This is a genomic window from Arthrobacter sp. NicSoilB11 (assembly GCF_019977375.1).
In the GTDB taxonomy this organism is placed as follows: Bacteria; Actinomycetota; Actinomycetes; order Actinomycetales; family Micrococcaceae; genus Arthrobacter.
The window spans coordinates 2904604-2930825 of the sequence record NZ_AP024657.1; the positions used below are offsets into that span (position 1 = coordinate 2904604).

The following is a 26222-nucleotide window of genomic DNA, read 5'->3' on the forward strand; positions in this document are numbered from 1 at the left end:
GTGGCAGTCCCACTCAAGGCCGGCTAAGCGCAGCGGCAACGATTCCTTCCAGCTCGTCGGCCGATCCCAAATCGTGCGGCCGCACCACAGCGTTGTCAGCCACGTAGAAGAATGCAGCCCGCACGTCCTCCAGGGGAACATCCTTCAGGCGTGCCCACGCCAGCCGGTACACCGCCAACTGGATCGAACGGGTCTTCAGCTGCTCCGCGGACGGCCGGCGGCCGGTTTTCCAGTCCACCAGGTCCCAGCGGCCATCGGCGTCACGGAATACGGCGTCCACCCGGCCCCGCACCACAACCTCCCCAACCCTGGTTTCCACCGGGACCTCGACGAAGGCCGGGTTCCGCTCAGCCCAAGGGGAAGCCTTGAACGTAGCCACCATCTCATCCAAATCGTAGGCAGCATCGATATGGTCGTCCGAACCGGGCGCTTCGCCGAGGTCCAGCATTCCGGCCCTGCCAAAATATTCCTCCACCCAAGCATGGAAAGCGGTGCCCTTCCGGGCCGACATGCCCGGTTCCCGGGGCACCGGCCGGCGCAGGCGCCCCAGCACCGCCTCAGGGTCATCCCCGAGGTCAACCAGGGTGGAAGCAGAGATGTGGGTAGGCAGGTGCACATCCTGCCCACTGGATCTTCTGGCCCTGCGCTCCAGCAGCAACGCGGCTTCGCGTGCCCAGCCGGCCGCTGCTCCCGTCAGGCCGGGCTGCGGCCCGGACCGCTCCGCGGGCACCAGCGCTCCCCCGCCGGTGGACAGGATCCCGAGCACCCGTTGGGCCGCCGACTCCATGGCCGTCCTTCGCCCGCGGGCCAACCGAAGGCGCTCACCGCTGCGTGGGTCCACGGGCCCTTCAAGGGGGTCGTACGGCCAGGTTGCTTCTTCTGTTTCCAGTGTCAACGGACTCTGCAGGGGCAGCGCTGCCTCCTCCAGCGACAGCGGGTGGACCACAGCCTCCCGACTTCCCGCGCCGTCAGCCGGTTGCGCCAGGACTTCCAGCTCCGCAAGGAATGGAGACATCTCCGCCCGCCCCGCCCGTGAGCCCACCCAGGCGGCACTGGACACCCACAGGACATGCTTGGCCCTGGTGTAGGCGACGTACGCCAGCCGCCGTTCCTCCGATTCGCCGTGGGCCTGCACCCCGGCCTTGTAGTCCTTCTCCGCGTCCAGCCAGCCTTTCTGGTCCGGTTGGTCGAGGTCCCACTGCGGAAGGTCGGCCCGGTCCCCGCGCAGCGGCCAGGGCAGCGCGGCGGAACCGCTGCTCCAGCGGGAGTCCCTGTCGCTGGGGAAGGCGCCGGCATTCATCCCGGGGACAAACACAACATCCCATTCCAGGCCCTTGGAAGCGTGGACCGTCAACAGCTGCACGGCCTCCCGGTTCACGTCACTGGCAGGCGCTTCCAACCCGTTTTCTTCCGCTGAAGCAGCCTCCAGCCAGGACAGGAAAGCGAGGATATCCACTCTCTGGGAGGTGCGCAGGAACCCGGCGGCGGCACCCTGGAACGCATCGAGGTTGCGGCGGGCCTGGTGGATGCTGATCCCCGGGCGCGCTGCCACTTCGATGTCCAGCAGCATGGCCCTCTCCACCTCGCCCAGGAGCGTGGTGAGGTCATCGCCGAGGTATCCGCGCAGTTGCCGCAACTCGGCAGACAGCCGGGCCAGCCTGCTGCGGGCCGCAGCGCTGAGGATGCGGCCATTCTGCGACGTCCACCCGTCACGCGGCAGGAAGTCCAGGGCCTCCACCAGGCTGGCGCCGTCGGTAAGGTCACCCTCGAGGACGGGGACGCCTGCTTCATCGCTGTCACCGTCCCGGGTGTCGGCGTCGAACTCCTGCGCAGCCCGCCCCCGCCTCCTTGCCAGCTGGCTCGACCAATCGCGCAGGGCCATGAGGTCGGCAGGACCTATCCGCCATCGGGCACCCGCGAGCAGCCGCATCAGGGCATCAGACCGCCCCGGATCGGCAAGCACGCGGAGGGTGGCCACCAGGTCAACAATCTCCGGGGTGTCCAGGAGTCCGCCAAGACCGACGATTTCGTAAGGGATCCCCCGGGCCTCGAACTGCCGCCGGACGGTTTCCATCTGGGCGCGCCTGCGGCACAGCACGGCGAGGGCCGGCGGCTCGGGCACACCGTCAGGTTTCAGTTCGAAGTCTGTCACCCGGTATTTCAGGACATCGTCAGCCAGGGCTGCAGCTTCCTCCACGTCGCTGGCGAAACGGCCCAGCACCACCGTTCCGTCCACGGCATGGGGGCTCGGCTGCAGCGGGGGCACGTCCGCAGCTGCTGCCCTGTCCCCGGCAGGTCCCTTGTGGGCCGCTGACCGGCCGAGGGATTGCGACATGACGTTTGCTGCGGCCAGGATCGACCGGCCGTTCCGCCAGGCCGTTGTGAGGTATGAGGTGGGGGCAGGCGCCCAGCCCGGTGCCTCGTCCGGTGCGCTGGTCCGGACGGGAAATTCGCGGACGAAGTGGAACAACTGGCCCGCGGAAGCGCCACGGAAACCATAGATTGACTGGTTGGGGTCCCCGACCGCTGTCACGGCGTGGCCGCCGCCGAACAGACGGGAAAACAGCACCAACTGCGCGTATGAGGTGTCCTGGAACTCGTCGAGCAGGACCACTTTGTACCGCTGGCGCTCCATCTGGGCAGCCAGCGGGACCTCCTGCGCCACCTTGGCGGCGAGGGCCACCAGGTCGCCGAAATCGAGTGCGCCGCGGGCCCGTTTGGCTGCGGCGTAGCGGCCCACCATGTCAGCGACGCTTGCCCTGGTCCGCAGCATTCCACCCAGGTCCAGTGCCGCCTTGGGCGGGTTCCTTTTCTTTCCGGCCACGTAGGGCAGTGAATCAAACTCCGAAAGGCGGGCCATGAGCCACGCTTCGACGTCCTCAGGCTCCTGAAGGTGTTCCGCGCATTCCCCCGCCAGCTGAATGACGGCCTTCACCAATGTGGACTTGGCGGCCCGGAAGTGGGCGTATTCGCCGTCGTAGGCCTCAACCACCTCACTGGCCAGCTGCCAGGCCTGCGCGCCGCCCAGCAGAACCACGTCCCGCTCCACCCCGAGCCGCAGCCCGTAGTCGGAGACGATGCCGCTGGCGAACGAATGGTAGGTGGACACTTTGGGCTCAAGGGCGTCACTGCTGCCCAGGGCCTCCGGAAAGACGCCTTTCCCGGCCTCCTTCGCCGCAAGACGCTGCAGGGCCAGGAGCTTTGACCGGATCCGGCTGGCAAGTTCGCCGGCCGCCTTCCGGGTGAAGGTCACGCCCAGGACCTCCTCAGGGGTGACCCACCCGTTGGCCACGAGCCAGACCACCCGGTCCGCCATGGTGGCGGTTTTTCCCGATCCGGCTCCCGCGATGACCAGCCGCGGAGCAAGCGGCGAGGAGATGATCGCTGATTGCTCAGGCGTTGGGGTATTTCTTTCTCCGAGCAGCGCAGACAGTTCTTCGGGGCTGAAGCGCACCGCCGGAGCGGCTTCCGCGGCTGCCGGCACCCCACTCATTCGGTCACCTGCCTTCCGCGCGCGCACAGGGGGCACACCTCAGGGAGCCGGCAGCCATGGCCGCCATGGCTGCCCTTGGCAGGGTCATGCCGTGCAACGAACTCCTTGCCGGCCATCACGGCGGCCGCCTCCTCCACCATGTCCAATGCCCAGTTCTCCTGCGGGTCGAGTGGTTCCTGCTGCTGGATGGCTGGATTGATGGCTCCAGTCCCCAGCTGTGCCAGCACGGCCCCGCCGGACCTGGGGCGGTCCCCGTCAGCGCCGGCATCGAAACCGCCCGCCAGTACTGCCGCCTGGTATGCGCCGAGCTGTGGGTGGCGGGACAGATCGTCCTTGCCTGGCTGCCGCTTCCCGGTCTTGAGGTCCACCACCACCAGCCGCCCTTCGGCGTCGATCTCCAAACGGTCCACCTGGCCGCGGAGCACCGCTTCACGCGGCGGAGCATCGTCCACTGCCACCTGACCAAGGGCCACTTCAAAGTCCTTTTCCACGCCCAGCAGGCTGCGGTTTCCGCTCCTCATCGAAAGCACGTACTGCGCAAGCTTGCGCACCATGGCTTCAGCACGCTGGAAGTCCAGCTTTCCCTCCCAGTTGTCCTTCATACCCAGCGCAGGCCAGCGCCGCACGAGTTCAGCAACGTACTCTGATCCGGACGCGTCCGGCATGTCCTGCGCGATCGCGTGCACCAGGGTGCCCAGGCTCCGGGCGAAGTCCGTTGCTGCTTCCCCGCCGGCTGCCTGGACGAACCAGTCCAACGGCGACTTTTGGACGGTCTCCACCTTTGAGGGGGAAACGGACACCGTCCCGCCGGGCGGGACCACCGCCTCCGAGGAGGTCAAAGGGGCAAGTCCCCACCAGCTGTCCGGGTGCGCTCCGGCCACGGCAGGGTCCTGCGCAGCGAGATGCGCCAGAACCCTCGCGGCTTCCGCTGCCTGGGCTGTCCCCTCCAACTGGACATGTTGCCGGAGCTCGGCGACCAGGGCGCGCAGCGTCATGGGCCGTTCCACCTGGGTGAACGCCCGCCCCTCCTCCCCCGGGTCCAGGGGCGCAACGAAGTCCAGGAAGGATGACGGCTGGCAGTCCTCCGACGAGACTGCCGTACAGACCAGCAGCTCCCGTGCCCTGGACACCGCCGTGGAGAAACTCCGGAGTTCGTCGTAGCGGATGTCCCGGAGGCGGCTCAAGGGGTCCCGCTGGAGGGCATACTCCGGACCATGTTCCACGGCATCCGCATACAGCGTGCTGCCGAGCAGTTCACCGCGGAGCCTTGTGTTGGGCCACACCCCCTCCTGCAGCCCCGCAACGATCACGACGGGCCATTCCCTCCCGGCGGCACTGGCGGGGGTCATCAACTCCACGGCATCATCCACCTGGGCGCGGGCGGCGAGGGTGTCCATGGGAAGCTCCTGGTTCAGGAGGTACTCCAGGAACTGTTCGGGGCCCGCGCCGGGCATCTGGTCCACGTAGCGCTCCGCTGTGTGGAACAGCGCCATCATGGCGTCCAGGTCGCGGTCAGCCCGGGCCCCGTGCGGGCCGCCCGACAAAGCGGTGGCCGTCCACACCGATGAGAGCCCCGTGGAGTTCCAGAGCGCCCACAGCACCGACTCGGCGTTGGCACCGGGCAGGTGGGCGGCTTCCCGCCCGGCCTGGATCATCCGGGCAGTCCGGCGGGCGGCGCGGCCCTCGATACCCAGTGCACCCAGCGCGCCGGGCTCAAGCAGTGCCTCGACCAGCAGCACATCGCTGGCGCGGCCCCCGCCGCCCAGGAGTTCCTCGCGCCGCAGCGATTGCCGGAGCCTGCGCAGTTCGATGGAGGTGGCACCACCGATGCGGGAGGTGAGAAGTGACACTGCGGCCTCGGGTGTCAGCAGCTTGGGATCCAACGCAATGGCGAAAGCATCCAGCAGGGGCCGGACAGCCACCTCGTCCCGGACCGCCGATTCGGCCACAGGCACCCGCACCGGAATGCCCTGCCCGGAGAGATAACGCTGCAACTCGCTGACCTGGCCGCCGTTGCGGACGATGACTGCAATATCCGCGAGACCGCGGTTGTGGTTGATGTGCTGGTCCAGGATCCGCTGTGCAACATACCGGAGCTCATGCACCGGAGTGGGGACCAGATGGGCCTCGACGTTCCCGGGAACGGCAGGTCCGGGGCGCGCGGGGCCTTCGGCCTGTCCAGGCCACACCGGCGGTTCAAGGCGCCGTGCCAGCTGGCCGCCTGCGCGCTGCGAAATGCGGCCCGCGACGTTTTGCCACGCCTCGGCCAGGCTGGGCGCCAGGCCGTGGGCGTGCCACAGCGGGCGCTCCAGGACAGGCGTCCGGGTTGACAGCAGCCGGGGCAGCTCCGCCACCAGGTCGGGACGGGCTCCCCGGAAACCCTGGACCACCGTGTCCGGGGACGATGTCACGTAGCAGTCCTTGCCGGCGGCGATATCTGCCAGCAGCTCAAAGATAGCGGGGTTTGCTTCCTGGATATCGTCCACCAGGACAACCTGCAGCCGGGCACGTTCCGCGGCGAGGAAATCCGGGGCGTCCTGGAAGATCTGCCGGGCGGCCGTGATGATCCCGGCGGGATCGAAGGCCTCGGGCATCCGCAGGTCAAGGACGTCGCGGTACTCGGCATACAGCGCAGCTGCGGCTTTCCAATCGGGCCGGTTGCATTCATCCGCCAACCGGACAAGGTCCCCGGCCGTGCGGCCGGATTCGATGATGCGGTCAAAGAGCTGCCGCACTTCCTGGCGGAAGCCGCGGGTTTCCAGTGCCCCCTCAAGATCGGCGGGCCAGGGCAGTTCAAGGCCGGGAAGCCTGTGGCCTTCGAGGAGTTCCCTGATGATGAGGTCCTGTTCCGGGCCGGACAGCAGCCGTGGCGGCCTGGAAAGCGGGATGACGCCCTCGGCCTTGGCACGGCGGATCAGGTCGAAGGCGTAGGAGGCCCACGTCCTGGCGGGGGTGGTGCTGAGGCTCCTGTCCAGCCGGGCGGTAAAACGGTCGCGCAGGAAATCGGCAGCGAGGCGGGTGGGCGCGAGAATCAGCATGCGCTCGGGGTCGACGCCGTCACGGAAGACCCGCTGGACGGCGGCCTCGACCAGGACGGTGGTTTTTCCCGTGCCCGGTGCGCCCGGGACCAGGACGGGCCCGGAACCCTGTGCCACGTCAACTGCGGCCTGCTGGTCCGGCGTGAGCCGGAGGGCTTCCACGTGCACCCGTCGCGGGGGCAGCAACCGGAGGGCAGGGACAGCAGGCAGGCCACTGCCGCTGTCCGGGGTCCCTGCGTCGGGAAAAGCCTGCTCCTGCCCCGTGTGGGGCTGGCCTGTCCTCGGCGCCTGCCGGTGCGGGTCCCAGGGGCCGGTCAAAGGAATTGTTACGGTCACAAAATCATTCCATCATCAGCCACCGACAATCTGTGGAGGCTGCGCTCAAGTTGCCCGGCAATTGCGTCGATACTGTCAAAATCACTCTCCGTGGGTGCCCAGCGGGCGGCCGCCAGGTCAACCCGCCACCGGCCCTCCCCGGTCCGGAGGTACGAACTGAAGTCGCCAAGGAGCGCGGTGCCCTCTTCAAGGTAAAGGATGAGGGCCTCGGCCTCATGCCCCTCGGGCACGTGGCCGCTGGCCTTCAGGACGCGCCACCAGGGAACGCCGCCGCCATGGTGGCTCATGACGGAACCGATCTGGCGCGGTCCGCCCGAACCCAGGAGCTCGGCCACATCCCCGTACGACACTGCGGACCCTGGCGGTACCAGCCTTACGACGGCAAGGACCGCTTGGACGTACTCATTCCGCATTGATCCAATCTAGCCCCAGTGGCGTTCCACGGATTTGTCAGTGGGTCCCTTTAGCGTTGAAGCATGAGTTCCTGGAACACCCTTCCCCGCGCAGCCTTCGACCTGGAAACCACCGGCCGCAATTCGCGGGCGGCAAGAATCGTCACCGCATCAATCACCGTGGTGGACCACCAAGGCCAGGTCATCAAGGAACACGAGTGGCTGGCTGATCCCGGCGTGGAAATCCCCACCGAGGCAAGTGACGTCCACGGCATCACCACCGAACAGGCCAGGCGGGACGGCCGCCCGGCGCACGAGGTCACCCGTGAAGTCGCCGCGGTGCTCCAGGAGCTCTTCGATTCCGCCATCCCGGTGATCGCGTTCAACGCGAGCTACGATTTCACGGTCCTTGCCGCTGAATCCGCCCGCTATGGGATTCCCCAGCTCAGCCGCTTCCCGGTCCTTGACCCCTACATCATGAACAAGCAGGTTGACCGGTTCCGCAAGGGCAAGCGCACGCTCACCGCATTGTGCGAGGAGTACGGCGTGGTCCTGGACAATGCCCACACTTCGGCCGCGGATGCGCTTGCCACCCTGCGGGTCCTCGATGCGATGGCGGGCAAGTTCCCCAAGCTGGTGATGCCGGCAAGCCAGCTGCACCAACTGCAGGTGGACTGGGCGGTCAGCCAGGCGGCGGACTTCCAGGGGTACCTCCGAAAGACAAAGCCGGCCGCCGTGATCGAGGGTGACTGGCCGGTGCTGCCGCCGCAGGATGCAACGGCAGGTGGCTTCTAGGCGCAGCCGCGCCACTCCAAACTGGGAGGCATGTCACAGTCATGCTGCTTCACAAACCGCGGAGTCTCTGCACCTGCATCCTTCACCGGAAGAGGGTAACCGCGCGCAAGCTGCTCCAACTTCCTCATAAAGGGCAGAATTTCGTTTGGCAGAACCGAGATTGGGCTCGCGCTTCTTCGGCAAGGACCCTCACTTCACGCTAGTGAGACAATAAAGTTTTGCGGTCACCCCTGCCCCGGACGGCTCGACCGGCACCGGGCAGGTGCCAGGCGCCACAGCGCTGCCTTGCGGCCCGGTCGACTTATGACTCATATGAAAGTGACAACCTGATGAAAATCAAAGCGATGAAGTGGCTCACTACCGCTCCCGTTGCACTTGCCCTCGCGGTTTCCCTCGCAGCCTGCGGCGGCGGGTCTTCCCAGCCCAGCGGCACCCCCACCGATGCCCTCGCCGGCAGCGACCAGCAGACGCTGGACAAGTACACCACCGCCAACGTCACCCCGGTGGACAAGATCGACAAGACCAAGCTGGGCCTCATCACCGAGGGCACCCTGCGCGTGGGAACCCTCTCGGACGCCCCGCCCAACATCTTCATCGACCCTTCGGGCAAGTTCACCGGCTACGACAACGAGCTGCTGCGCGCCATTGCCGACAAGCTGGGCCTCAAGGTTGAGTTCGCCTCCACCGACTTCTCGGCCCTGCTGTCCCAGGTGGCCAACAAGCAGTTCGACGTCGGATCCTCCTCGATCTCCACCACCGACGCCCGCCGCAAGACCGTTGGCTTCACCAACGGCTACGACTTCGGCTACATGGCTGTGGTCACCAAGAACGGCTCCAAGGTCAACGGCTTCGCCGACCTCAAGGAAGGCGTCCGGATCGGCGTCGTCCAGGGCACCGTCCAGGACGACTACGTCACCAACACCCTCAAGCTGGAGCCGGTCCGTTTCCCGGACTACAACACCGTGTACGGCAACGTGAAGAACGGCCAGATCGACGCCTGGGTGGCACCCTCCCAGCAGGCAACCGGCCAGGTCAAGGAAGGCGACAACACCAAGATCGCCGAGAAGGTTGTGAACACCCAGAACTTCACCGCCTACGCCGTCAACAAGGACAACCAGCCCCTGATCGACGCCCTGAACTCCGGCCTGGACGCGGTCATCGCGGACGGTACCTGGGCCAAGCTGACGTCCGAGTGGTACAAGGACCGCCCCACCGCCGCTGAACAGACCCCGCAGGGCTGGAAGCCGGGCAGCAAGGCCGTCCAGATCCCGGCCGCCAAGTAACCAGGGCGTTCCATGGATATCCTCAAGCAACTCGCTGACACCTTCCTTGACTGGAAGGCGATGGGCGAAGTCATCCCCAAGATGTTCGCCGTCGGCCTGCCGAATACCCTCGTGCTGGCCATCATCTCGGGCATCATCGGGACAGCCCTGGGGATGCTGCTCGCCCTGATGGGGATCTCCCGGAACGCAGCAGCGCGCTGGGTCGCGCGGATCTACACGGACATCCTGCGCGGCCTCCCGCCGGTCCTGACCATCCTGGTCATCGGCTTCGGGTTCGGGCCGATCGTCCGCGAATTCACGGGTTCCACGAGCCCCTACCCGATGGCTGTCGCGGCGCTTTCGCTGATGTCCGGCGCCTACATCGGCGAGATCTTCCGCTCCGGCATCCAGAGCGTCGACAAGGGACAACTCGAGGCTTCCCGCGCCCTGGGGTTCGGCTACGGTGCGTCCATGCGCCTTGTAGTGGTGCCCCAGGGCATCCGGCGGGTGCTTCCGGCCCTGGTCAACCAGTTCATTGCGCTGATCAAGGAATCATCCCTTGTCTTCCTCCTGGGACTGCTGGCAAGTGAGCGCGAGATCTTCCAGATCGGCAAGGATGCGGCGGCCACCACCGGCAACCTGTCGCCCTACGTGGCGGCAGCCGTCTTCTACCTGGCGCTGACCATCCCGCTGACCCACTTCGTGAACTGGATCGATGCCCGGCTGCGCACCGGCAGGCCCGAAAAGAAGGAACCGGACGAGGCCGCAGCGGTCGTTGGAAAGGGAGCCCAGGCATGAGCGAATTTGCGTCGGGAACACTGAGCGCCAAGAACATCCACCTTTCCTTCGGCAGCAACCACGTCCTGCGGGGCATCGACCTGCACGTTCCCCAGGGCACCACGGCGTCCGTCATTGGACCGTCGGGTTCGGGCAAGTCCACGCTGTTGCGCGTCATGAACCGCCTGATCGAACCGGACCAGGGGGACATCCTGCTGGACGGGCGGTCAGTCCTGAAGGACAACCCGGACGAGCTGCGCCGCCGGATCGGCATGGTGTTCCAGCAGTTCAACCTGTTCCCGCACAAGACGGTGGAGGAAAACGTTTCACTGGCCCTGCGGAAGCTGCGCAAGCTCTCCAAGGAGGAGGCGCGCAGTGAGGCACTGGAGCAGCTGGACCTGGTGGGCCTGAGGCATAAGGCCGATTCCCGCCCGGCCAACCTCTCCGGCGGCCAGCAGCAGCGCGTGGCCATCGCCCGTGCGCTGGCCATGAAGCCGGAGGTCATGTTCTTCGACGAGGCAACCTCTGCCCTGGACCCGGAGCTGGTCAAGGGCGTGCTGTCGCTGATGGCGGACCTCGCCAAGGGCGGCATGACCATGGTGGTGGTAACCCACGAAATGGGCTTCTCCCGCAACGTGTCCGACGCCGTGACGTTCATGGACGCCGGTGTTGTGGTGGAGTCCGGTCCGCCGGAGCAGCTCTTCACCGACCCGAAGACGGACCGGCTCAAGGGCTTCCTCTCGGACGTCCTCTAGGGCCGAAGGCACGCACAGACAGAAAATCCCCGCTTCCCGGACTTTCCCCTCGCATGCAGTGGGATTTGTCCGGAAGGCGGGGATTTTTCGTCCCGGCGGCAGGTTCACGACGCCGGGACGCGCCTTTTCGCTGTTCCTACCCCTGGGCGGCGGCTGCGGCCCTGGCTGCCGCGGGAAGGGCGTCGTAGATCCGGTTCATGGCATCATCGTCGTGCGCGGCGGAGAGGAACCAGGCCTCGAAGACCGACGGCGGCAGGTACACGCCGGACTCCAGCATGGAGTGGAAGAACGGCGCGTAGCGGAACGCCTCCTGAGCCTGGGCGTCGGCGTAGTTGTGGACGCCGTGGGCCGAGGTTCCGAAGGCCACCGAGAACAGGTTGCCGGCGAACTGGATGGAGTGGTCCACCCCCGCGGCATCCAGGGCGTTGGACAGCGCGGAGGACAGTTCGAGGGACCGGACGTCGATGAAGGAATAAACGTCCCGCGTGGCGTGCGTCAGGGTTGCCACACCTGCCGCCATGGCCACCGGGTTCCCGGAAAGCGTTCCGGCCTGGTAGACCGGGCCGGTGGGGGCCAGGTAGTCCATGACGTCGGCACGTCCGCCCAGTGCCGCCGTCGGCATTCCGCCGCCGATGACCTTGCCGAAGGTGAGCAGGTCCGGAGTCCAGGGGTCCTCGGCATCCGGTGCGCCTCCGGTGAGGCCCCAGTAGCCGGAGTAGCCGGTGCGGAAACCGGTCAGGACCTCGTCGACGATGAGCAGCGCGCCATGCTCGCGGGTGATCCGGGAAAGCCCTGCATTGAACCCTTCGGCGGGGGTGACCACACCCATGTTGGCGGGCGCCGCTTCGGTGATGACGGCCGCGATATTGGATCCGTGCGTGGCGAAGGCTTCCTTGACGGCCTGGAGGTCGTTGTAGGGCAGCACCAGGGTTTCGGCGGCGGTGGCTTCCGTGACGCCGGCGGAACCGGGCAGGGCGAGGGTTGCCACGCCGGAGCCTGCAGCGGCCAGGAGTCCATCGAGGTGGCCGTGGTAGCAGCCGGCGAACTTGATGATGAGGTTGCGGCCGGTGAACCCGCGGGCCAGCCGGACCGCCGTCATGGTGGCTTCGGTGCCGGTGGAGACCATGCGGAGGCGCTCGACGGCGGGGACGCGCTCCTTCACGATTTCGGCCAGGTTCGCTTCGTCCGGGGTGGAAGCGCCGAAGGAGAGGCCGCGGTCGACGGCGGCGTGGACGGCATCCAGCACGGCCGGGTGGGCGTGCCCCAGCAGCGCCGGGCCCCAGGAGCAGACCAGGTCCACGTATTCCTTGCCGTCGGCGTCGGTCAGGTAGGGCCCCTTGGCGGAGACCATGAAGCGCGGCGTCCCGCCGACGGAGCCGAAGGCCCGGACCGGCGAATTGACTCCGCCCGGCATCAGCTGGCGGGCGCGGTCGAAGAGTGCCTCGTTGCGAGGATTGCTGGAAGTCATGGTTTCTATTCTCTCAGTTAGCCGGAAGCGCAGTCAGCCGGCGAGCAGCTCTGCCACCCGGGGCGCCACCGCGGTGCCCATCAGTTCGATTGAACGCATCATGGCCGCGTGCGGCAGCGGTCCGTTGCTGTATTTCAAGTCGAAGCGGTCCACACCCAGGTTCCGCTTCAGCCTGACGATTTTTTGGGCCACCGTTTCCGGCGATCCGACGTAGAGGGCGCCTTCCGCGGAGCACAGGGCGTCGAACTCTCCCCGGCCGGCCGGTCCCCATCCGCGTTCGGCGCCGAGCTTGTTGCGCAGCTTCAGCCAGTGCGGGAACAGTTCTTCCCGGGCCTGCTCATCGGTGTCGGCCACGTGCCCGGGCGAGTGCGTGGCCATCTGCTGCATGGGGTGCCCGTACTTGGCCATCGCCTCCCGGTAGAGGTCGGCAAGCGGCCGGAAGCCGCGCGGCTGGCCGCCGATGATGGCAAAGATGATGGGATAGCCGTACTGGGCGCAGCGCAGCACCGATTCTGGTGTTCCGCCCACCCCGATCCACGTGGGCAGCAGGTGGTGCTCCAGGGGCGGATAGACGCTCAGGCCGTGCAGCGCGGGCCGGGTGCGGCCTTCCCAGTGCACGGGCTTTTGCGCGCGGACCTTGTCGAACAACTCGAGTTTCTCTTCGAACAGGACCTCATAGTCGGCCAGGTCCAGGCCGAACAGGGGGAAGGATTCGATGAAGGATCCGCGCCCCAGCATCACTTCGGCGCGGCCGTTCGAAATGGCGTCCACAGTGGAAAAGCGCTGGAAGACACGGATGGGGTCATCCGAGCTCAGGACTGTTACGGCGGAGCCCAGCCGGATGCGGGTTGTGCGGGCGGCAGCGGCGGCCAGGAAGACTTCCGGCGCTGACACCGCGTAGTCCTTGCGGTGGTGCTCCCCCACGCCAAAGGCATGGAGCCCGACGGCGTCGGCAAGTTCCGCCTGTTCCAGCAGTTGGCGCAGGACCTGGGCGTGCGGCTGCTGGCTGCCGTCCGGAGCCTCGCCAACGTCACCGAAGGTGTTCAGGCCGAGGAGGATGCGGTCCTCCCCCACCGGCGCGGTGGGTTCCGCGGCCTGCCCGGCTGTCACCGGGCTTCCTTCAGCCAGCCGGCCAGTTCGGCGGCCCAGTACGTGAGGACCATGTGGGCCCCGGCCCGCCGGATGCCCAGGACGGACTCGGTGATGGCTGCGCGGCGGTCGATCCAGCCGTTGGCGGCGGCGGCCTCGATCATGGCGTATTCACCGGAAATCTGGTAGGCGGACACCGGGACGGGACTCATCGCGGCAACGTCGGCCACGATGTCCAGGTAGCTCATGGCCGGTTTGACCATGATGATGTCCGCGCCCTCGGCGAGGTCCAGTTCAACCTCGCGGAGGGCTTCGGTGCGGTTGCCGGCATCCATTTGGTAGGTCCGCCGGTCGCCCTTGAGCTGTGAGTCCACCGCTTCGCGGAACGGCCCGTAGAACGCCGAGGCGTACTTGGCGGCGTAGGCGATGACGGAGGTGTTGGCATATCCGGCTTGATCCAGGGCCGACCGGATGGCGGCGATCTGGCCGTCCATCATGCCGGAGGGGCCCAGCATGTGCGCGCCGGCCTCCGCCTGTGCAACGGCCATCCTGGCGTAGATCTCCACGGTGCGGTCGTTGTCCACGTACCCGTCGGCGTCGAGGACTCCGCAGTGGCCGTGGTCGGTGAATTCGTCCAGGCACACATCGCTCATGACCACCAGGTCATCGCCCACTTCGGCGCGGACGTCCCGGATGGCCTTGTTCAGCACTCCCTCCGGGTCGAGTGATGCCGAGCCTTCGGCGTCACGGGTTTCCGGGATGCCGAAGAGCATGATGCCGCCCAGGCCGAGCTCAACGGCCTCCGCCGCGGCCCGCTTGAGCGTGTCGGTGGTGTGCTGGACCACCCCCGGCATGGAAGTGATGGGGTTGGGTTCGGTCAGTCCCTCGCGGATGAAGGCCGGAAGGATGAGTTCCGCCGGCGAGAGGCGGGTTTCGGCGGTCAGCCGGCGCATGGCGGGGGTGATGCGCAGGCGGCGGGGGCGTTGGTTGGGGAAAGTCATGGGTCCTGTCCTTCGCGTTGTTCTTGAAGCTTGAGGGGGCATACCGGGGCGGGACGGTCAGGGCGGGTTGAGGGCCTTCGCGACGGCCGCCACCAGCCCGTCCGGTGTGGGCTCAGCCGCCACCGCAGCCACGTCCAGGCCCAGGGCAGCAGCCTGGTCCGCCGTCGAACGGCCGATCACCACCAGCCGGCAGCCGCCCAGGGGACCAAGGGCGGAAATACGGCGTACGGCGCTCGGCGAGGCGGCGATCACGGACGCTATGCGCCCTTCGGCGATGTCCGCGGCGGCCGTTTCGGGCGTCAGGAGGGAGTACGACGGCGGGTGCTGGCCGGCGTCGCCGTCTTCCGGCTGCACGGCGAGCCTGCGGTCGGCTGCCGCCGGATAGTCGACGGTGCGGTAGGCCGTTACGGCGGTGACGGCGCTGCCTGCGGCAGCGAGGCCCTCTGCCAGTGTGCCGGCTGCGATGTCCGCCTGCGGCAGCAGGATCCTGCCGCCGCCGGGCCATACCGCGAGGAGGCCGGTGGCCGACTGTTCGCCGGCGGGGGTGAGGGCGGCATCCAGCCCGCCCGCCGACAGCAGCCTCCGCGTGGCGGGGCCGATCGCGGCGATCCGGGTACCGGAGGGGACCAACTGGCCCAGGCCAAGGCCACGCTCGGCGGCCTTTTCCATCAGGACATGCACGGTAGTGGCACTGCTGACCACCAGCCAGTCGAAGGCCCCTGCCGCCAGGGCGTCGCAGGCGACGTCGAGCGCGTGCTGGTCCGGGGCCCGTTCGAAGTCGATGAGCGGCAGCAGCACCGGCATCGCGCCGGCTCCGGCCAGGGCCTCCACCAGGGCACCGGACCGCTCCGGGCTGCGCGTGACGAGGACGCGGGCTCCGCCCAGCAGGGATTGGCTTGGTGGAATCTGCGGTCCGGACCTGCGGGAAGGCTGCGTCATCGCCGGGTCAGGACGCCTGCAGGTCTGCGATGTCGGCGGCTCCGGCGGCAAGCAGCGCTTCGGCCAGTTCGATGCCCAGCAGGGTGGCCCCGACTTCCGTGAGTCCGTCCGTGGCGCGCTTGTCCCGGACCGTTGCGGTGCCATCGACGGCGCACACCACGGCTTCCAGGTGCAGCATGCTGCCCTTCCGGTAGGCATAGGCGCCTACCGGGGCTGCACAGCCTGCTTCGAGCCGGGCCAGCAGGGCGCGCTCTGCCGTCACGGCAAGGCGGGTGTCGGGGTGATCCAGGGCAGCGAGGGCTTGGGCCAGGACCTCACGGGATCCTTCATCCGATCCCGGTTTGGGCGGCGCGTCGGCAGTACGGCACTCGATGGCCAGTGATCCCTGTCCGGCCGCGGGCAGCATCACGTCCGTTTCGAGGTACTCGGTGACGGCGTCCAGCCGGCCAATGCGCTCAAGGCCGGCGGCAGCAAGAACCACGGCGTCCAGGTCGCAGGATTTCCCGGGGACCACTTGGTCAGTGGAGTTGCCTGGCAGGCCGGGAACACGGCCCAGGCGGGTGTCCACGTTGCCGCGGATGTCGACAATGTCCAGGTCGGCGCGGGCGGCCCGCAGCTGTGCAGCGCGGCGGGGCGACCCGGTGCCGACCCGGGCTCCGGCAGGCAGGTCGGCCAGCTTGAACCCATCGCGGGCGCACAGGACGTCGCGGACGTCCACCCGGCGCGGCGTGGCGGCAAGGCTGAGTCCTACGGCCGCACCGGTGGGCAGGTCCTTGAGCGAATGGACGGCGACGTCGCACTCACTGCGCAGCAGCGCGTCGCGCAGGGCCGCAACAAAGACGCCCGTGCCGCCCATCTGGGACAGCGACCCGGTGAGGACGTCACCGTCAGTGCGGATGTGCACCAGTTCCACCGGGAAACCCCCGACGGCGGCGAGCTGGTCCGCGGTCTGCTGGGTCTGGGTGAGCGCCAGTTTGCTGGCGCGGGTTCCAATCCGGACCGTCACGGCTGCGCCGTCTCGCCGGCATCCCCCGAGGGATAAGGGTCATGCCCCGTGCCCACGGTGGTGTCGGCTCCTGCAATCGTGGGTTTTTCGCCGCGGAAGTTGGCGCAGCAGCCCGGGCGGCAGACGTCGTACCAGGGGCCAAGATCCGTCAGGGCGGGACGGTCGCTGATGTTGTTGGCCACCGTCCGCTCGCAGATGAGGTCCACCAGTCCATTAACGAACGTGCGGTGGGTACCGGGGGTGGGGACGCGGGTGGCCGCAAGGCCGAGGTTTGCGCACGTTTCCATGGCCTCGGTGTCCAGGTCCCAGACAACTTCCATGTGGTCGCTGACAAAGCCCAGGGGGACGATGACGATGCCCTTGACGCCCTGCCCGGCGAGTTCCTCGATGGCGTCATTGATGTCCGGTTCCAGCCACGGCACGTGCGGGGCGCCCGAACGGGACTGGTACACCAGGGACCACGGTGCGGTCAGGCCGGTTTCATCCTGGACCCGCCCGATGACGGCCGCGGCGTTGGCGAGGTGCTGCGCCACGTAGGCGGACCCTTCCTCGAACTCACGCGGCTCACCCTCGGACCGCCCCGCGGCCTCAGCATCCCGGGTAGGGATGGAGTGCGTGGCAAACAGGATGTGGACGGGCGCGTCGGGGCTTCCGGCGTCGGCAAGCTTGGCGCGCACATCGGCCAGTCCTGCGGCAGTTCCCTCGACGAACGGCTCCACGAAACCGGGGTGGTCGAAGTACTGGCGGACCTTGTCCACTTCCAGCCGGCCGTCCAGGCCGGTCTCCGTCAGGGCCATGCCGATGTCCTCGCGGTACTGGCGGCAGCTGGAGTAGCAGGAGTAGGCACTCGTGGTGAGCATCAGCACCCTGCGGTGGCCGGCGTCGTACGCTTCCTGCAGGGTCTGGGGGATGTACGGCGCCCAGTTCCGGTTGCCCCACAGCACGGGCAGGTCGATGCCGCGGGCAGCCAGTTCGGCTTCCAGCGCTGCCTTGAGTTCCCGGTTCTGCTGGTTGATGGGGCTCACGCCGCCGTTGGCGCGGTAATGGTGCGAGACTTCCTCGAGCCGCTCGTCCGGGATCCCCCGGCCGCGCGTGACGTTGCGGAGGAACGGGATGACGTCCTCCTGGCCTTCCGGACCGCCGAAGGAGGCGAGCAGGACGGCGTCGTAATTCTTGGGGGCCATGCGCCCGGCCTCGGTGACGGGGTTCACGGCGGTGGCAAGTGTGGGGTCGAGCGGGTTCATGCGAGCACCTCTGCTACTTCTTCGGCGGTGATCCGGCGTCCGGTGTAGAACGGAACTTCCTCGCGGACATGGTTGCGGGCCTCCGTGGCGCGCAGGTGGCGCATCAGGTCCACGAGGTCCACCAGTTCGGGTGCTTCCAGGCCGAGGATCCATTCCCAGTCCCCCAGGGCGAAGGAGGAGACGGTGTTGGAGATGACCTGGGGGAAGTCCCTGCCCAGCAGGCCGTGGTCGCGGAGCATCTTGCCGCGCTCGGCCTCCGGCAGGATGTACCACTCGTAGGAGCGCACGAACGGGTAGACGCACAGCCACTCGGCCGGAGCGACGCCCCGCGAGTAGGCGGGCGTGTGGTTCTTGGCGAACTCCGCCTCGCGGTGGACGCCCATGGCGGACCACACGATCTCCGTGCCCGCGAAGAGGGGGCTGCGGCGGATGTCGCGGATGGCCTGCTGCAGCGCCTCGGGCTTGGGGCCGTGGAGCCACACCATGACGTCGGCGTCGGCGCGCATGGCCGAGACGTCGTAGCTGCCCCGGTGCGTGACGCCGGCCGCGGCGAGCCGCTCCAGCAGCGCTTCGAAGTCGGCGGCGGCGTCGGCGCTGCGGACCACTGACTCTGACCGCTTGAATACCGTCCAGAGGGTAAAGAACTGCTCGGCTGATTCTTCGGTTTTAGTGACAGATTCGGCAGAAGTGTGGCTCATGGTTACAAGTTTGCCCCTTCGCTGCCCCCAAGGCGAAACCGAAGAGTTCTACGACTCGTAGAAGTGAGCAAAGTCACGTTTGCCTGCCGTGGAGGGCTTCCGGCGCCGCATCCTCAGGGGCGGCGCATGCGCAGGAAGACCAACCCGGCGGCGGCACCCACGCCAACCAGTCCGGCGCCCAGCCACACCATGGCATCCGGCATGTCCGGCAGGGGGCCGGTGGAGGAAACGGCGCGGCCCGGGCCCGCGGGTGCAGCGGCAGCCTGCGGCACCCGGGTGGGCTGGGACTGGCGTGCATTGATGGACAGCGCGGTGGGCAGCGACGTGGGCAGGGTGGGAGAAGGCGCAACCGCTCCCCCACTCGCGGCCGGGCCGGCCGCTTCTCCACCGGCCTCTCCACCGGTGGCGGTACCTGCCGCCCCGCCGGGGGCTGCTACGGCATCCTGTGAACCGGACGCCTGGCCTGCCGCTTCTGTTCCAGGCGAGGGAGGCGTCGGGGCCGGGGCGCCCCCCGCCGGGGAGGTACCGGCCGCGGGGGCAACCCCTGGCGCGGTGGCTGAGGTGGGCCCCGGCTGGGTGCCGGATCCTGGTCGGGTTGCCGTGGAGGATGCTCCGCCGGCCGGCGCCGCAGTCGAGGTGGTCGGGCCGCCGGTCACCAAAGGCGTTCCGGAGACTGCGGGCAGCGGGACGTCCGGAAGCGGCAGTCCCGTCATCGAAGCCTGCGCTGTGGCCTGTGCCGTCGCCGTCGTCGAACTGGGTGCGAGCGAAGCCTTCACGGCCGGCAGCAATGCTCCCGGCACGGCAGGGATGGCCGGAACCTTGCCACGAGGGGTGGCAGTTGCACCGTCCGCGGCCGTTCCGGCCGGGGACGCCTGCGCTGGGGAGTCTTGGGGAGGGGGAACCGCGTCGTCAGCCAAGGACGCCTGCACGCCGGTGGAAAGAACCAGTACCGCTCCGAACGCAGCGGCTGCAGTACCGCGTCGGAGTCCCCCATGGATACCGGTCCGGGACATGGAAAGCTCGGACCTGTGTTGAACCATAGTCATCGACCCTAACCAGAACGGATGGCCGATTGAAAACCGGGAAGGGCCGCGGGGCGTGCGGGTGGATACTGCCAAGAACCCGACGCGCCGGGCTGACCAGCACCGATGCCTAGGCGGCGGTTAATTGGCCGATTTGCTCACGTGTGTCGGCAACGACGGCGGCGAGGCCGTTTCCGGCCACCCAGCCGCCCACGATTGCCAGGCCACCGGCGGCGGTGCAGGCCTGGCGGATCTCTGCTGCCCGGGCGCGGTGCCCCACGGCTGCGAACGGCAGCGAGCCGCGCCATCGGACAACGTCCCATCCGCGCACGTCCCCGCCGGCGATCTGGAGGCCCAGGAGAGCGGAAGCGTCCCGCAGGGCGGCTGCGAAGAGCTCGTCATCGGTTTCCGGTCCGGCAGGCTGGTGCACCGAAGCGCCGTCCACCCGGCCGTAGGAAAGGCGCACCACGTGGCGTCCCTGGCCGGCAGCAGCCGCCAGCCAGTCCCATTTGCCCGTTGCATGCGTCAGCGCCTTTGCCTCGATGCCCGGCGTTTGCGGGGCCACCAGGATTCCTGTCCCCCGGGGCCGCCGGTCAAGGTCCGGTTTGTCCAGGACCATGGTGACCAGCTTGACGTCAGGTCCGGACGCAGGCTTCTTCCCTGCGATCAGCGGGACGGCATGTTCCAGCAGTCCGACGGCGGCCGGGCCATCCACGGCCACCACCAGCAGGGCGGTGCGGAAGGCTGCACCGCCGGCCTCCACCAGCCAGCCTTCAGGGGTGCGGGATACAGAGGTGGCAGCGGTGTTCGCCAGCAGGGCGACGCCCCGTCGCCTGAGATCTTCCACCAGTGCCTCCACCAGGGTGTGCATGCCGCCTTCGAGGCCCGCGACTGCGGAACCGGCCTTGGCAGGTTTTCCTGCTTGGCCGGGCTGGAGTGGGGTGCCGGCGCCGGCTGCCCCGGAATTCTCACCGGCCCCGCGCCGCTGGGCCGAAACCGCGGCAGCGAGGGAACCGTGCCGGCGCAACCCTGCCCGCAGCCCTGGAGCCACCATGTCGACGTCGAGCAGCCCGGGATCTGCGGAGTGGACGCCGCCCACCACCGGCGAGACCAGGCGCTCCAGCACCCGCGAACCCATCCGGGCCCTGACCAGCGCGGAGACGCTGGTGACGCCCGCACCGGCGCCCACGGAAGCGGGCAGCAGCCTGTCCAGGGAGGCCCGCAGCGAGCCCAGGGTACCCAGGGTGCGCCGGACTTCAGGATCCCAGGGGTTGGCGGGGATGCCCAGGACGCCGGTCCTGGGAAGTTCGCGGGCACCATCCGGAAGCTGCACCCACGCACCTCCGGGGCGGGGCGGAACGATCCTTGCGCCCAGGCCAAGTTCTGCGCACAGCCGCGCGACGGCGTCGGACCGCGTGGCGAACGACTCGGCGCCACTGTCCAGCGTGAGACCCGCTACCGTGTGGCTGCCCACGCAGCCGCCCCACGCCGGGCCCGCCTCCAGGACCGTCACCTCGTGGCCGGCCGCGGCGAGTTCCCGGGCGGACAGCAGCCCGGAGATTCCGCCGCCCACCACCAGTGCCGTGCCGGGCCTCGCCGCAGAACTGCCCATGTGGCTACTCCGGCGAGATGGAGTGGATGAGCTCCACCACCCGGGTCAGGACGTCCGGGTCGGTTTCGGGCGGCACTCCATGTCCCAGGTTCAGGACGTGGCCGGGGGCGGCGGAGCCGGCGGCGATGACCTCGCGGACATGGGCCTCGAGGATGTCCCAAGGAGCCGCCAGCAGTGCGGGGTCGATGTTTCCCTGCAGCGGGACGGTTCCGCCCAGCCGGCGGTTGGCCTCATCGAGCGGCAGCCGGTAGTCGACGCCCACCACATCCACACCCACGTCGCGCATGGCAACGAGAAGTTCGGAGGTGCCGGTGCCGAAGTGGATGAGCGGAGCCCCGAGGTGGCGGACATGGTCCAGGGCGCGGGCCGACGCCGGTGCAACGTACTTGGTGTAATCGGCCAGTCCCAGCGAACCCGCCCAGGAGTCAAAGAGCTGGGCGGCGGATGCGCCTGCCTCCAGCTGGGCCTGGAGGAACATGCCCGAGGCATCGGCAGCCCAGTTGGCCAGGGCGGTCCACGTCTCCGGATCCGCATGCATCATGGTCCGCGGGCCGAGGTGGTCACGGCTGGGTTTTCCTTCCACCATGTAGGCGGCCAGGGTGAACGGTGCGCCGGCAAACCCGATCAGCGGCGTCTTGCCCAGTTCGGCCACGGTCAGGCGGACGGCTTCGCGGATGGGTTCCAGGGCTTCCCAGGTGAGCTGGGGCAGGGCGGCAACGTCGGCCGCCGTACGCACCGGCATGTCAAGGACCGGGCCCACCCCGGGAACGATGTCCACGCCCACGCCGGCGAGCTTCAGCGGGATGACGATGTCCGAGAAGAAGATGCCCGCGTCCACATCGTGGCGGCGTACGGGCTGGAGCGTGATTTCGGAGGCCAGCTCCGGCCGGAGGCAGGAGTCCAGCATGGCGATGCCCTCGCGCACCTTGAGGTATTCCGGCAGCGACCGGCCCGCCTGCCGCATGAACCAGACGGGACGGCGGGACGGCTTGCCTCCGCGGTAGGCCGTGATCAGCGGTGAATCCGCTGTGCGGCCGTCCATCAGTGGATGGTCTGCGGCAAGGGCGCCGGCAGCGGAGACGGCAGGGCTAGGAGTCATGCTTTTGATTGTGCCGAAAAAGAGCTGCAAAAGATAACGACAACCTGTCGCTGGCAACGCGGGCCAGGGGGAGGTGGCGCGGATCACGGTGGAATGTGGCGGTTATCCTTTCGGGTGGTTGTTCTACCAGGCAACGAAAAAGCTATGATTGGTCTGCTGTGGTTCTTTTCTCATTGGTGGCTACACACGCCGACATCGACCTTGAAACCGTTGCTCAGTTGAGCAACGGTTCCTCCGGGATTGCCGCATCCGCGCTCACCGAATCCCCCGCCGTGGCAGGGGCAGTGGTGCTGGCCACCTGCAACCGCTACGAAATCTACGGCGAAGCTGCCAACCCCAACGACGTCGAAGCAGCCCGGGCGGCACTCGTGGCCCGGATCAGCGAGGCCAGCGGACTGGCCGAACCCCTCGTTTCACGTTCCTTCAGCACACGCACCGGACCCGAGGTGACCCAGCACCTGTTCGCCGTCAGCGCGGGACTGGACTCCGCCGTCGTGGGTGAACGCGAAATCGCCGGCCAGGTGCGGCGGGCACTGATTACCGCCCAGCACGACGGCACTGCCAGCGCCGGCCTCATCCGGCTTTTCCAGGCCGCCTCCAAGACAGCCAAGGATGTTGGCGCGCAGACGGCGCTCGGTTCCCGCGGCCTGTCCATCGTCTCGGTGGCACTGGACCTTGCCACCGATCTTTCCGAAAACCCGGACTGGACAACCAAGAAGGTTGTGCTGTTCGGGACCGGCGCCTACGCCGGGGCCACCATGGCACTGCTGCGTGAACGCGGCTGCACGGACATCTCCGTTTACTCCTCGTCCGGCCGGGCCGAAGGATTTGTCGCCTCGCGCGGCGGGACCGCCCTGGACGTGGACTCGCTGCGGTCCGCAGTGGCGGCTGCGGACGTCATGATCGGGTGCAGTGGGTCGGACACCCGGGTCGAAGCCGACGAGCTCGCCCAGGTGCGCGCCGATTCGCCGCAGCCCCTGATCGCCATCGACCTTGCCCTCACCCACGACTTCGACCCCGCCGTCGGCGAGCTGGACGGCGTGGAGCTGCTCACCCTGGAATCAGTCCGCCTGGCCGCGCCGCAGGAACAGGCGGAATCGCTGGCCCAGGCCAGCGGAATCGTGAAGGGTGCCGCCAAGGCCTTCGAGCAGGAGCGTGAAGCCCGCTCCGTCGATTCAGCCATTGTTGCCCTGCGGCGCCACACCATGAACGTCCTGGACGCGGAGATGGAAAAGGTCCGTGCCCGCCACGGCTGCACCGCCGCCGCCGAGGAAGTCGAGTTCGCCCTCCGCCGCATGGTCAAGCAGCTGCTGCACGTACCCACGGTCCGCGCCCGCGAACTCGCTGCGAACGGCCAGCAGGACGACTACGTTGCTGCGCTGGAGGCCCTGTACGGCATCACTGTCGAACAGCCCGCCACCGCCTCCCCTGCCGCCGTCGAGGCCGAATGCCCGGTGGACCACCAGGGCCGCGAAACCGCCTGACCACGCCCCATCACTACCTGCACTATTTACGGCAACGCCCCATCACTTTCTTCTGGAAAGTGATGGGGCGTACTCCAAAAGGGCGCGGGAAGTGATGGAGCGTCCCGTCAGTAGACGGGCTTCTGGGGTTCCACCTCACGCACCCAGGCCAGGATCCCGCCGTCAAGGTGGCTGACCCGCTGGTAGCCGGCCTGCCGTGCCGCTGCCAGCACGTTCGCGGACCGGGTGCCGGCCTTGCAGTGGAACACGATGTCCCGGTCCTGCGGAAGTTCGTCCCACGCCTCCCCGGCAAGGATCCGTCCCTGCGGGATCAGTTTGGCCCCGTCGATCCGGACGATGTCGTATTCCCCGGCTTCGCGGACATCTACCAGCTCGAAATCCTTGAGCCCGGCTTTCCGCGACGCCAGCATGGTGGCCAGCTGGGTAGCGGTGACTGTATGTTCCGTGTCCGCCTGCGAGGCGGGAGCGATGCCGCAGAAAGCCTCGTAGTCAGTGAGTTCGGTGATGGGTTCCGCCGCGGGGTCCTTCGACACCCGGATCTCCCGCCAGCTGCCGCCCAAGGCGTCAAAGAGGGCCACGCGGCCCAGCAGGGAACGCCCGACGCCGGTGATCAGCTTCACTGCCTCGGTCACCATGAGCGATCCCACGGCAGCGCAGAGCATGCCGAACACACCGCCCTCGCCGCAGGACGGCACGGACCCCGCGGGGGGAGCCTCCGGATACAGGTCGCGGTAGGTGGGCCCGTGCTTCTCCCAGAACACGCTGACCTGGCCGTCGAACCGGAAGATGGAACCCCACACGTAGGGCTTGCCCAGGATGGCCGCGGCGTCGTTCACCAGGTACCTGGTGGCGAAGTTGTCGGCCCCGTCAAGGATGAGGTCGTACCCCCGGAACAACTCCAGGGCGTTGGACGCGTCAAGGCGCAGGTTGTGCAGCCGGACATCCACCAGCGGATTCAGCTCCGCGATGGCATCGCGTGCCGACTCGATCTTGGGCCGGCCCACGTCGCTGACGCCGTGGATCACCTGCCGCTGCAGGTTGCTCAGGTCCACCACGTCGTCGTCGACGATTCCAATGGTTCCAACGCCTGCCGCGGCCAGGTACAGCAGGGCCGGGGCGCCCAGGCCGCCGGCACCGATCACCAGCACCTTGGCGTTCTTGAGCCGCCGCTGGCCCAGGGCACCGATCTCGGGAATGATCAGGTGCCGGGAGTACCGTTCAACCTCGGCAGGGGTGAGGCCGGCGGCCGGTTCCACCAGCGGATCCAGGGAATGGGTTGAAACATTTGCGGTGAAAGACGAAGCCATACTTCAATGTATGCCCCGGGATACCGCCGGGTCATATTACCCCGCAGTAAAGTGAAGGTAACTGCAATGGAAAGAAGGACAACTGTGGTCCCTGAAGCACGGGCTGACCGCCCGCCCGCCGCCGAACCGCAAACTCCCTCCCGCCCCGCAGGCCATCGGTCCGCCCGGCTGCCCCGGGATGAGCGCCGCGCACAGCTGCTTGCCGCCGCCCAGGAGGTGTTCGTGGCCAACGGCTACCACGGCGCGGCCATGGATGAAATTGCAGAGACCGCCCATGTCAGCAAACCGGTGCTGTACCAGCACTTTCCGTCAAAGCGGGAACTCTACCTCGCACTGCTCGAGAGCCACCTTGCGTCCCTGACCGAGTTGATGCTGGGTGCCCTGAATTCCACCACGGACAACGATGAACGGGTCCAGGCCGTCATGCGCGCCTACTTCCATTTCATCGCCAGCGACGACCAGGCCCACCGCCTGGTGTTCGAGTCCGACCTGATCAACGACCCCGACGTCAGCTCCAGGCTGGAAACCTTCAACCGGACCTTCGCCGACGCCATCGCCAGGGTCATTGCCGAGGACACCAAGCTCCCCCACCTCGAGGCCGAACTCCTTGGCCGCGGACTGGCCGGAATGGCGCAGGTCAGCGCGCGGTACTGGCTGGAAACGGACGGTAACCTGGACCTCAACGTGGCCAGTGACCTCATCTACCGTTTAGCTTGGCGCGGAATCTCTCGCTTCCCCAAAGAGTCCTAGACTACAAATAAGACATCATCGACGAACTTCACAGGCTGGGAGGCCCCCTTGGAAATTAAGATCGGCGTTCAAAACGTTGGCCGCGAGATCGTGCTGGAATCGGACCAGGACGCGGAGACTGTGGCCAAGGTTGTTGGCGAAGCCATCACCGGAGGCAACGAACTTCGCCTGAAGGATGAAAAAGGACGCCTGATCATTGTTCCGGGCAACGCTCTGGCCTATGTGGAAATCGGTGCCGAAGAGGTTCGGCGCGTAGGTTTCGGCCAGTTCTAGTCCCCGGTTCCAAGGAGATCCATGCTTTCGCTGTCCATCGTGGTGCTGGCCACTGTCGCCGGCGGCTTCGTCGTCTGGGCCAATGACAAGCGGCACGCCAAGTACGGTGCGGCGCTTCCGGCCGGCGTCGCCGCGGGTGCTGCGGCGCTGGTGTGGATCATTCTGATGGCGGCCGGTTTCGGCTACCTGCCCGGGCTGACCTGGCTTCCCTGGGTCCTGCCCATCGTTCTGGGCATTGCTGCCGCCATCGCCGCCGTCGCCTATTTTGGCCGTACGCGGGCGCGCCATGATGCGGAACGGCTCACTGCGATCCTGCGGCGCTGAGCCGTCGCTGGCAGGCTCCCAGGCATATGGCTGTGGCCACCACCCAGGCGGGTGGTGG

General features: G+C 67.8%; 22 protein-coding genes. 8 read left to right on the forward strand and 14 right to left on the reverse strand.

What is annotated here, in order from left to right:
* Positions 1–13 precede the first annotated feature (13 nt).
* From LDO14_RS13455 to LDO14_RS13465, 3 genes are all read right to left on the reverse strand, one after another.
* Complete coding sequence (locus LDO14_RS13455; protein WP_223992147.1) at positions 14–3493, reverse strand: UvrD-helicase domain-containing protein; 3480 nt, start codon at positions 3491–3493, stop codon at positions 14–16.
* Entirely contained in the window at positions 3490–6741 is a 3252-nt protein-coding gene (locus tag LDO14_RS13460) for an ATP-dependent DNA helicase (protein WP_134163901.1), read from the reverse strand. Before LDO14_RS13460 ends, LDO14_RS13455 begins: the two co-directional genes overlap by 4 nt.
* Positions 6742–6863: 122 nt before the next feature.
* A complete protein-coding gene (locus tag LDO14_RS13465) occupies positions 6864–7280 on the reverse strand; it encodes an MGMT family protein (RefSeq protein WP_223992149.1) in 417 nt (138 codons plus the stop codon).
* A 63-nt stretch (positions 7281–7343) separates the two neighbouring features.
* Between LDO14_RS13465 and LDO14_RS13470 the strand changes: the two genes are divergently transcribed.
* The 4 genes from LDO14_RS13470 (at position 7344) to LDO14_RS13485 (ending at position 10848) form a co-directional block, all read left to right on the forward strand.
* The gene (locus LDO14_RS13470) at positions 7344–8054 is read left to right on the forward strand and encodes a 3'-5' exonuclease (RefSeq protein ID WP_018768556.1); all 711 of its coding nucleotides are present in this window, start codon (positions 7344–7346) and stop codon (positions 8052–8054) included.
* Between the two features lie 329 nt (positions 8055–8383).
* On the forward strand, positions 8384–9337 hold the full coding sequence (locus LDO14_RS13475) for an ABC transporter substrate-binding protein (RefSeq protein WP_018768557.1): 954 nt from the start codon (positions 8384–8386) through the stop codon (positions 9335–9337).
* A gap of 12 nt (positions 9338–9349) precedes the next feature.
* Entirely contained in the window at positions 9350–10114 is a 765-nt protein-coding gene (locus LDO14_RS13480; RefSeq protein WP_018768558.1) for an amino acid ABC transporter permease, read from the forward strand.
* Positions 10111–10848 carry an amino acid ABC transporter ATP-binding protein gene (locus tag LDO14_RS13485; protein ID WP_018768559.1) on the forward strand — a complete coding sequence of 246 codons (738 nt, stop codon included), beginning with the start codon at positions 10111–10113 and terminating at the stop codon, positions 10846–10848. The genes LDO14_RS13480 and LDO14_RS13485 overlap by 4 nt, the downstream gene beginning before the upstream one ends.
* Before the next feature lie 136 nt (positions 10849–10984).
* On the opposite strand, the gene hemL is transcribed toward LDO14_RS13485, so the two are convergent.
* The 10 genes from hemL to hemE all read right to left on the reverse strand — a co-directional run bounded on the left by hemL (position 10985) and on the right by hemE (position 22026).
* Positions 10985–12316: a glutamate-1-semialdehyde 2,1-aminomutase gene (hemL, locus tag LDO14_RS13490; protein WP_018768560.1), complete on the reverse strand. Its 1332-nt coding sequence runs from the start codon at positions 12314–12316 to the stop codon at positions 10985–10987.
* 33 nt (positions 12317–12349) lie between these two features.
* Positions 12350–13426 carry an LLM class flavin-dependent oxidoreductase gene (locus LDO14_RS13495; protein ID WP_018768561.1) on the reverse strand — a complete coding sequence of 359 codons (1077 nt, stop codon included), beginning with the start codon at positions 13424–13426 and terminating at the stop codon, positions 12350–12352.
* Entirely contained in the window at positions 13423–14406 is a 984-nt protein-coding gene (hemB, locus tag LDO14_RS13500; RefSeq protein WP_223992151.1) for a porphobilinogen synthase, read from the reverse strand. The genes LDO14_RS13495 and hemB overlap by 4 nt, the downstream gene beginning before the upstream one ends.
* Positions 14407–14463: 57 nt before the next feature.
* Positions 14464–15345: a uroporphyrinogen-III synthase gene (locus LDO14_RS13505; protein WP_134163772.1), complete on the reverse strand. Its 882-nt coding sequence runs from the start codon at positions 15343–15345 to the stop codon at positions 14464–14466.
* Positions 15346–15352: 7 nt separating this feature from the next.
* Positions 15353–16351, reverse strand: coding sequence for a hydroxymethylbilane synthase (gene hemC / locus LDO14_RS13510; RefSeq protein ID WP_134163771.1), 999 nt, complete (start codon positions 16349–16351; stop codon positions 15353–15355).
* Positions 16348–17595 (reverse strand): ferrochelatase, encoded by a 1248-nt coding sequence (locus LDO14_RS13515; RefSeq protein WP_134163770.1) that lies wholly within the window; start codon positions 17593–17595, stop codon positions 16348–16350. The genes hemC and LDO14_RS13515 overlap by 4 nt, the downstream gene beginning before the upstream one ends.
* Positions 17592–18293 (reverse strand): hydrogen peroxide-dependent heme synthase, encoded by a 702-nt coding sequence (gene hemQ, locus LDO14_RS13520; protein ID WP_018768566.1) that lies wholly within the window; start codon positions 18291–18293, stop codon positions 17592–17594. Before hemQ ends, LDO14_RS13515 begins: the two co-directional genes overlap by 4 nt.
* A gap of 113 nt (positions 18294–18406) precedes the next feature.
* On the reverse strand, positions 18407–19333 hold the full coding sequence (locus LDO14_RS13525; RefSeq protein WP_134163769.1) for a hypothetical protein: 927 nt from the start codon (positions 19331–19333) through the stop codon (positions 18407–18409).
* Positions 19334–19445: 112 nt separating this feature from the next.
* Positions 19446–20927 carry a protoporphyrinogen oxidase gene (hemG, locus tag LDO14_RS13530; RefSeq protein WP_134163768.1) on the reverse strand — a complete coding sequence of 494 codons (1482 nt, stop codon included), beginning with the start codon at positions 20925–20927 and terminating at the stop codon, positions 19446–19448.
* Positions 20928–20931: 4 nt separating this feature from the next.
* Complete coding sequence (gene hemE / locus LDO14_RS13535) at positions 20932–22026, reverse strand: uroporphyrinogen decarboxylase (protein ID WP_043424792.1); 1095 nt, start codon at positions 22024–22026, stop codon at positions 20932–20934.
* 158 nt (positions 22027–22184) lie between these two features.
* Here hemE and LDO14_RS13540 point away from each other — a divergent pair, with 158 nt between their 5' ends.
* Entirely contained in the window at positions 22185–23510 is a 1326-nt protein-coding gene (locus tag LDO14_RS13540; protein WP_134163767.1) for a glutamyl-tRNA reductase, read from the forward strand.
* Between the two features lie 107 nt (positions 23511–23617).
* Here the strand turns inward: LDO14_RS13540 and moeB are convergent, their stop codons facing one another.
* Positions 23618–24817 carry a molybdopterin-synthase adenylyltransferase MoeB gene (gene moeB / locus LDO14_RS13545; RefSeq protein ID WP_056394059.1) on the reverse strand — a complete coding sequence of 400 codons (1200 nt, stop codon included), beginning with the start codon at positions 24815–24817 and terminating at the stop codon, positions 23618–23620.
* Positions 24818–24901: 84 nt separating this feature from the next.
* Between moeB and LDO14_RS13550 the strand changes: the two genes are divergently transcribed.
* From LDO14_RS13550 to LDO14_RS13560, 3 genes are read left to right on the forward strand one after another with little or no spacing between them, the layout of a single operon-like run.
* Positions 24902–25567 (forward strand): TetR/AcrR family transcriptional regulator, encoded by a 666-nt coding sequence (locus tag LDO14_RS13550; RefSeq protein ID WP_018768572.1) that lies wholly within the window; start codon positions 24902–24904, stop codon positions 25565–25567.
* A 48-nt stretch (positions 25568–25615) separates the two neighbouring features.
* On the forward strand, positions 25616–25840 hold the full coding sequence (locus LDO14_RS13555; RefSeq protein WP_018768573.1) for a DUF3107 domain-containing protein: 225 nt from the start codon (positions 25616–25618) through the stop codon (positions 25838–25840).
* Positions 25841–25861: 21 nt separating this feature from the next.
* The gene (locus tag LDO14_RS13560) at positions 25862–26164 is read left to right on the forward strand and encodes a hypothetical protein (protein WP_018768574.1); all 303 of its coding nucleotides are present in this window, start codon (positions 25862–25864) and stop codon (positions 26162–26164) included.
* The last annotated feature ends 58 nt before the right edge of the window (positions 26165–26222 follow it).